We start from the raw sequence: 8,356 nt of genomic DNA on the forward strand, positions 1-8,356 counted from the left end.
TTATTTATTTGACAATAATAGCATCAATTTTTCATATTTAAGTTTTAAATTATCTATTTCATTTTGTTGAATATTAATTTTCTTACTCTGTTCATCTATAATAGCTTGCTGCTCTTTAATTGCTTCTGCCAATACAGCAGTTATCTCAGCATAATTAATTCCCATATAGCCATCGGCAGGATTGGTAAACGCAAGTTCGGGCATAACTTTTTCAAATTCTTGTGCAATAAAACCAATACGAGTACCGTATTCGGGGTTACTTTTCCAAGTGAAACTGACACCACGCAACTGCATGACTCGCTCAAGACTATTCTCTAAAGTTACGATATTTTCCTTAAATCGAATATCTGAAGTAGCAGTGGTGAGCGTTCCGTCGGAAGTGCGGTTAACAACGCCAGCATATGCACCTGAACTGATACTTCGAAAACGTGCATTGCCGTTTACGTCAAGGCTTTGAGTTGGGGCTTTGGTGCCTATACCAACCTTGCCATCGGGATTGATGCGAAGCAATTCGGCACCTCCTGCTCCGGCATAAAATCGAGTTTCACCGGTGCCTCCATCGAAGTTAAAATAGAGAATACCGGTATCGAATGCGTTTATAATTAGGTTGTTATTTGTTGAAGCCCTAATGGATGGGCGCGAGGGTGTATTTACATAGCCTGAGTAAAGGTCTAGGTAGCCGCCAATACTAAGTTGCTGGCGGGGTGTAGTTGTTCCAATACCCACTCTTCCATTGGAACTGATTCGCATTAGTTCAACGGAGGAGTTCCCTGCAAAGAACCGTGCCTCACCGCTGCCTCCATCATAATTAAAATAAAGATTTCCAGCGTCAAATGAACTAATATACAGATGTCCATAATTTGCCCTGACTGTTGCTGCTGTTATAGCGCTGCTACCTCCTGAATAAAGATCAAGATAATTGCCTATGCTGAGGTCTTTCCTAGGGTCATAACCCTTGATTGCAACATTTCCATTTTTTAACACTGTAAGGGCGTTGGCTGAGAAAAAACCTGTTCCGTATCCCACCACAAACAAAGGATCTGTAGCTTTCCAGTTATACGGATCGCCAAAAGCCAGGTTCTTTTGGCCTACAGTAAAGCAACCATAAGCCTGGGAAGTAAGATCCAAACCTATTGCAGTTGAATACCATCCGGAAGCGACTGATCCAGAACCGATTGCGGTGGAGTAATATCCGGAAGCAGTGTTGTTTTGTCCCAATGCTATCGAATAATTTCCCAGGGCAGTTGAGTTTTCCCCAAATACAAGGGTTCCGGGTCCTGAAGCGTTAACAGTCTCTCCAGCAGCAAAGGAACCATCACCTGAGGCGATTGCATTTCTACCAAATGCCATTGAAAAAAGACCGATATTATCCCATTGGGTTCCATCTACATAGCCAGCTCTAAAAGCAGCCTTATCAGGAATCCACATCATCCGAGTTCCTGGACCTGATATAGGTGTTGGTACATTGAAGTCCTTTAGATTACCTTCAAAAACCACATTCCCTTGTCCGGTGCCTATTCCGCGGGTGTGCAGCAGGGCTGTTGGCGTGTCAGTGCCAATTCCTGTATTTCCATTTTTCAAAACGGTCATTGCATTGTTTTTACTGGCTGCAGATGTGCCAATTCCGATTTCAAATACCGGGTCAGTAAGCACCCAACTGTCGGGCGTGCCTCTGTCGGGTGTGCCTCCGCCAATATTGTGTTGTCCAATGGCAAATCCTGCGTAATTAGAGGCATTGGTATAAATTCCCGTGGCAAAGGACGCATAAGCTGAAGCTTTTGTTCCCAAGCCAAACGCAGCTGAATATGGTTCCGATGCAGTGGTTCCTTCTCCTGCTGCCATGGAAGTTTCGCCTGAAGCCGTTGAGTTGGATCCCATGGCTATCGACCAGTCGCCCGAAGCGGTAGTCATTTCTCCTGCAGCCATTGATGCCCAGCCGGATGCAATAGTACTGTTTCCAAAAGCGCTTGAATAATATCCTGTTTGGATTTTATCCCATTGCGTATCGCTAGTATAACCCGCCCTGAAAGCTGCTTTATCGGGGTACCACATCATACGTGTGCCTGCTCCGCTTGCGGGAGGGTTGCCAGGGTCTGTATAATTGATCTGCCCCGAAAATAGTACGTTGCCGCCTCCATCGCCATGTGTGTGGAGCAAAGCGGTTGGGGATGATGTCCCAATTCCCACATTACCGCTTCTACTAATAGTACCTGTTGTATTGGCATTGCCGCTCCAGGTCGGGTCTGTTTCATTTGCAGACTCTGCCGTCTTGGAATGCAGTGCATACGGCACAGAGCTAAGTTTAATCCTTGGAAGAGGAGTTCCGCTCCCAACGGTGATTTCGAGCCAGTATTCATCACCGAAATTAATACTAAAAGGTGTAACGCTTCCAAGAGTAAGATTAACAAGTCCGTCAGCGACGGCGACATTACTGTGTGTTTCGTTCCAAATAGTGGTGCCGCCCGTAGCGACATCGTATAACTTGACAGTCAGGCTAAAGGTGCCCGAAAGATTTTTTGAATCAGCATCCTGTAAAATCCCCTGCCAGCTAATGGTTTGGGGGATTTGAGAATATAAAGAGCTTCCAAAAATCAAGAAAAATGTGAAAATCAGTACAGACTTTTTCATTTTGCTTTCCCTTTTATTTATTTATTTTCAGAAAATTTTTGCAAAAGTTGTTCTAGTTTCCGCTCGAGTTCGTCTATTTTCATTTGTTGCTCTTGAATAGCTTTTACAAGTATTGGAGTGAGTTTTTCATAGTTTAGCCCCCAAAGTTCACCGTTTTCATTTTCAGGTACGCTGACAATTTCAGGAATTATTTTGAAAATATCTTGGGCAATAAAACCAATATCGCTTGCCCCAATATCGGAAATTACTAATTTACCATCGTCAAATTTTGAATTATGTTGGAAATATTTTACCGGTTGAAGCTGCAATATTTCGCTAAGTCCATATTGAATTTCTTCAGTGGCAGTTTTAATCCTTTTATCGCTGTAAGTAGTCCAAGCATTTGCGCGTCCTCTGCCGATGCCATCACTTGTACTATTTGGTAAATGTAGGGCAAATGTAGGATTTGTCACAGTTTGAATACCAATTCTGCCATTTTTGAAAATAATATTTCCACCTTGATAGATGTAAAAGTAATTGTTGGCATTATCACTTCCAATTGCACCAACGTAAGAGTTTCCGCTATAAAAGGTAAGCTCCGATAGGGCTGTGGACGCAGATGAAACTCGCAATTTAGCAGTTCCGGTAGAATTATTTATATGCAAAAGCTCACTTGGTGATGCTGTTCCTATGCCTGTTTTTCCATTTTTTAAAACTGTCAAAGCGTTGCTTCGTGAAGTAGTGGAAGAGCCATTTCCGATTACAAATAAAGGGTCAGTTGCTTCCCATCCATATAAACCGCCGCTAATTAAATTATATCTGCCTAAGACTACTGAATATGCAGATTGAGCAGTAGTGCTATTTCCCAGAGATGTGGAATAAGCTCCCGAGGCGGTGGTCTCGTATCCCATAGATGTTGAACTAGATCCTGATGCGGTGGTTTCGTAACCCATAGCAGTAGAAGAATTTCCGGATGCTTTTGCATTATATCCAAATGCTACAGAATTATATCCAATATTATCTTTATTCCATTGTGTACTTGCTACACGTCCTGCACGAAAAGCCGCCTTATTTGGGTACCACATCATGCGTGTTCCCGAGCCCGATACAGGTGGCTGATGAATATCATGGTCTAAATATTCGCCAACAAATACAACATTACCGCCACTGAAACCTGTTTCATGCAAATGAAGAAGTGCTGAGGGACTTGATGTACCTATCCCTAATTTTCCGTTGATGTGTACATTCCCCGTGAAGTGTCCTGCCCATAATGCGCCGCTAAAATCTTTAAACCCTATTGCACCTCTGTGATTGCCGTCATAACTACTTCCTAAAAGAGCTGCTGAATTAGTAAAATTTAAGGAGCTATAACCGGCAATACCGGCTGTATAATTATTGCCATAGTAAGAACAACCTTTAATTGCAGCATCAATACCGATTTGAGACCAATTTGTTCCCCCTTTATGTGCTTCTACAAATCCTTCTCTATATCCATAAATTACAGCTTTGTCCGGACCATATCCGGTATTTTGTTCGGAGTGAACAAACAATTTATAGCTATTATTATTAACAGCGTTGATTGCAATACTACTGCCTGAATTTTTTAAAAAGTAATCAGCTACCCATTCAGCCCCGTTATGTCTTAGAGAATATAAATTTGAACCTGCGGGCAAAGATTGTCTTGTTTCCCAAGTAGCAGTGCCATTGGCGTCGCTTGTCAGCACTTTTCCTGCGCCCGGATTGCCGCCACGAATACGCACTTGCCCGCTAACATCAAGATGATGTGTTGGGAGTTCAGTACCGATTCCAACTTTACCGTTTTTCAGCACAGTCATTGCATTGCTCGGCGCCCAATCACCCAAGCCGTTGCCTATTACAAACAAGCGGTCATTTTCACTCCAACCGAATGCATTTACAGGAGTATATTCAGTACTAAAAGAGCCCAAAACTACTTCAAAGCCGGAATGAGCAGAAGTGTTTCTGCCCATAGCTAATGAAAAAGCGCCCAAGGCTTGGGTTCCATATCCCATGCTAAATGAATAATTACCGGATGCAGTAGTACTATGTCCGGTTGCGGTGGTAGCGATTCCTGTTGAAGATGTATTATTTCCGAAAGCCGTTGCTACATTTCCCGATGCTAAAGTACCCGCTCCAAATGCAAAAGATGCATATCCTGAAGCAACTGTTGATGAACCAAAAGCCATAGACATATCATCGCTTGCTATAGTATTGTTACCCATAGCAATTGAGGAAATTCCAATATTGCTCATATCCCAATGACTTCCCGTTACATAACCCGCCCTGAAAGCTGCTTTATCTGGATACCACATCATACGTGTGCCTGCTCCGCTTGCGGGAGGGCACCGGTCTGTGGATTGATCCCGAAAATAGCCGATTGCCGTATCTGTCTTCATGTGTATGGAGTAAAGCAGTTAAGGGATGATGTCCCAATTCCCACATTACCACTTCTACTAATAGTACCTGTTATTATTAGTATTGCCGCTCCAGGTCAAGGTCAGTTTCGTTGCAGACTGCCGTTTTTGAATGCAGTGAATGGCAGATGAAAGTTTAATCCTCGGAAGAGGTTCCGCTCCCAACGGTGATTTCCGAGCCAGTATTCATCACCGAAATTAATACTAAAGGTGTAACGCTTCCAAGATGAAAGATTAACGAGTCCGTCAGCGACGGCGACATTACTGTGTGTTTCGTTCCAAATAGCGGTGCCGCCCGAAGCGACATCGTATAACTTGACAGTCAGGCTAAAGGTGCCTGAAAGATTTTTTGAATCAGCATCCTGCAAAATTCCCTGCCAGCTGATAGTTTGGGGAATTTGAGAAAATGAGCTCGTAATACAAAAAAGTATTGCTGCAAGGAAAGTACATTGTTTCATACTTAGACTCCCTATTTGAAATATTTAGAATCAAAGAACACATAATTGATTAAAAATTAATCAATTAGATATTTTAAAAATAGTAAACTTTTGGATATAAACAAGAAAAATTTCAATTAAATTATAAAATTCCTTGATTTTGTAGATTCATTATTTTGCATAGCATAAGCTATTTAAAATAATTAATTTAATGTTTGAATAAAAATTAAAATATATTTAAATAAAATGCTCAACCTATGTATGGAGTAAGCGATATAGATATTTAACCCCTTAGGGGTAAAGTACTCGGGCTCGTGTGTGTAACAGCTATAGATATAAAATCCCTTCGGGGTATGTTTTTATAGCAAAGTGATTATCCGCAGAAGTTAATGTCCCGTCAGGTGTTACACCTGACGGGATGGTTAGTCAGAACTATGATTTACATGATGAATATGATTGATATGAATTAAATATTGAAAATCACACATATTAGACTTCGGAAGTCTTAATAATTAACATCAAGATGCTTATTAAATTCATCTATTTTGAAAATTAGACTTCCGAAGTCTTCATCTGTCACATCTTCACAAACATTTGCGTTTGGCTGCCAATACAGAGATAATACACACCACGAGAGAGATGTGAAATATCAATTCTTTGTAGAGACAATTCATGAATTGTCTCTACGGTCATTACACATTCACCCAGAGTATTGTAGATTTTAATTTCAGCAGCTTCATCAACCCTACGGTTAACCGTAGGGTTGATATCTACAGCTATTTCTATATATTCCGAAGCCGGATTAGGGTGGATGGAGAAAGCATACTCATTTCTTTCGTTATCCGCAATGCTGCTAACGACTGGTTTTATCATTGATACAAATAAGTTTCTATAAGTCTGTGTTCCACCTACAATCAAATTGCCGTTTGGCATTTCTTCTACTGTCAATGCGTTCGAGCTATTGGGATAATATCTCCAGCTGAAATTATTGACTATATCTCCATTTTGGTCAATGATATTAATAAATGCGTTTGTTATATATTGACCATCAACAGGTTCCGGTGCCAAGTATGTTCCATGGTAAGCAATATGACCGTTATTTAAAGTTTTTATGCCGTATAATAATTCTCTCTTGTTCATCTGTATTGGGTCTGCCCAAGTCAATTCCCCATCAAAAGTAATAAAACCATACATGAAATACTTTTCTTCTTTATTTATTACATCTCCGCCAACTATATAGCCATTGTCCAAATAAGGTGTTAAAAAGTAAATACTGCTGGAATCAAAGCCAGGTGGATTTAATTGTAAAGCCCAATTGATATTACCTGACATATCAAAATTCAACATCGTATTTCCGACTGTTGGATTTCCCCAAATTGAAAATGATGTAAAACTATTGTTGCTATAATTCAAATATATCATAAAGGACCAAATATCAAAATCTAATTCTTCAGTATTAACAGGAGTAATATTCAATATATCAAATCCATCGTTAAATTCAACTAATTTAAGAGATTCATCTTTTTTACTTCTTCGACCAAAAGCAAAGTTTCGTTCATTAACTCTTAAAAGTTTGTATTCAAAACTCATGTCAAAAGCTGTTGTATCAAATTCTTTTCTCAAAATTAGAGAACCATCTGCAAGAGAATAAAAGTCAAGAGTCCGTTGAGTATTTATAAGTCCGAAGTCAGCCAAACTTATCAAAAGTTTATCATTATCAATAATTTTAATCTCTTGAATATTAATTCTTTTGGGCAAAGAATCCGGATATGTTATCATCTTTTCCCATCTTTTTGTGCCATCAAGATTCAAACAATATATAGCAATTTTACTAAGCCAATTATCCATTTCAAATAATTCGAAAGCACTGATTATACAGTCATCACCTAATTTTGTGTAGTTTTTACCCGAAAGTGTCAATTCTTCTGGTATATCAATTTGATATTCCCATAAAACCTCAGGTTCAGATGAAAATAGTAATTGAATTGTAAACAATTGAAAGAATACTATGTATAATAAATATTTCATTATAGTTCCTTTATATTTTTAAAAATTTTAGTTTTATATTACCTAAGACGATTAAATAAGTCCCTGAAGCAAGGTCACCAACATACAAACTATCTATATAAATAATGTCTTCTTTTATAAGTAAACCATTTAAATCATAAATCTCAATCTTCTGGGGTACATTTAATTCTAAATTGAGATTAATTATATCATTAGCAGGTTGTGGATATATTACTATTCTCGGATATTTTTTAAATGGTTCTTCTAAATTAGTTAAATCCAATTTAAACCTAGCGATATATGGTAAACCTGCTTGTGCATCGGTTCCGTATATCAGATATTCATTATTACCTAAATATGCTAAATATTGAGTATAAGGATACTCAAATGTTGTTGGATTATCTTCTACATACTCGTAAACAATATTAAAATCTTCATCCAAGAAAATCAGTACTCTATTGTAAGTCCGTGGTAAAGCTATCGATGCTTGTCCTCCTGCTAATACGAACATGTTTAGCTCTTCAATATAGTTCATTGCAAACATACTAAAAAATCTGTAGTAAACAGAATTCGGAACATTGTCTTTGAATATGGTCCAGTTTAGTATCTTTCCGTCGGGACTTATTCTTATTAATCCCTCCATATTATGTTCATCGCTTGCTACAAACTTTGATATTATATCTCCGTTTTCAAGTTCAATGGCATTCATTACACCAAAATATTGTGTATTTATATTTAATACTTCGTCGTACAGAGACCAAATTATTTTTCCGTTTTTGTCTATTTTAACAGGGATTGGACGCAAAAATTTCCCATTCGTATGATTAAATGAATTTATATAAGCAAAATAATTTCCATCTTTTGTTGCAATTG

The 8,356-nt window shown here is 38.8% G+C and carries 5 protein-coding genes; all 5 read right to left on the reverse strand.

Annotated elements, in window-relative coordinates; all coding sequences use genetic code 11:
* On the reverse strand, positions 1-2,628 hold the full coding sequence (locus M9949_12295) for a tail fiber domain-containing protein (GenBank protein MCO5252180.1): 2,628 nt from the start codon (positions 2,626-2,628) through the stop codon (positions 1-3).
* Between the two features lie 17 nt (positions 2,629-2,645).
* Positions 2,646-4,940: a tail fiber domain-containing protein gene (locus M9949_12300; GenBank protein ID MCO5252181.1), complete on the reverse strand. Its 2,295-nt coding sequence runs from the start codon at positions 4,938-4,940 to the stop codon at positions 2,646-2,648.
* A gap of 182 nt (positions 4,941-5,122) precedes the next feature.
* Positions 5,123-5,497: a hypothetical protein gene (locus M9949_12305; GenBank protein ID MCO5252182.1), complete on the reverse strand. Its 375-nt coding sequence runs from the start codon at positions 5,495-5,497 to the stop codon at positions 5,123-5,125.
* A gap of 555 nt (positions 5,498-6,052) precedes the next feature.
* The gene (locus M9949_12310; protein ID MCO5252183.1) at positions 6,053-7,504 is read right to left on the reverse strand and encodes a T9SS type A sorting domain-containing protein; all 1,452 of its coding nucleotides are present in this window, start codon (positions 7,502-7,504) and stop codon (positions 6,053-6,055) included.
* 10 nt (positions 7,505-7,514) lie between these two features.
* Positions 7,515-8,356, reverse strand: an 842-nt coding sequence (locus M9949_12315; GenBank protein MCO5252184.1) for a T9SS type A sorting domain-containing protein, incomplete at its 5' end; no start/stop codon positions are given.

This window comes from Candidatus Kapaibacterium sp., assembly GCA_023957315.1.
Taxonomy (GTDB): Bacteria; Bacteroidota; Ignavibacteria; order Kapaibacteriales; family UBA2268; genus PGYU01.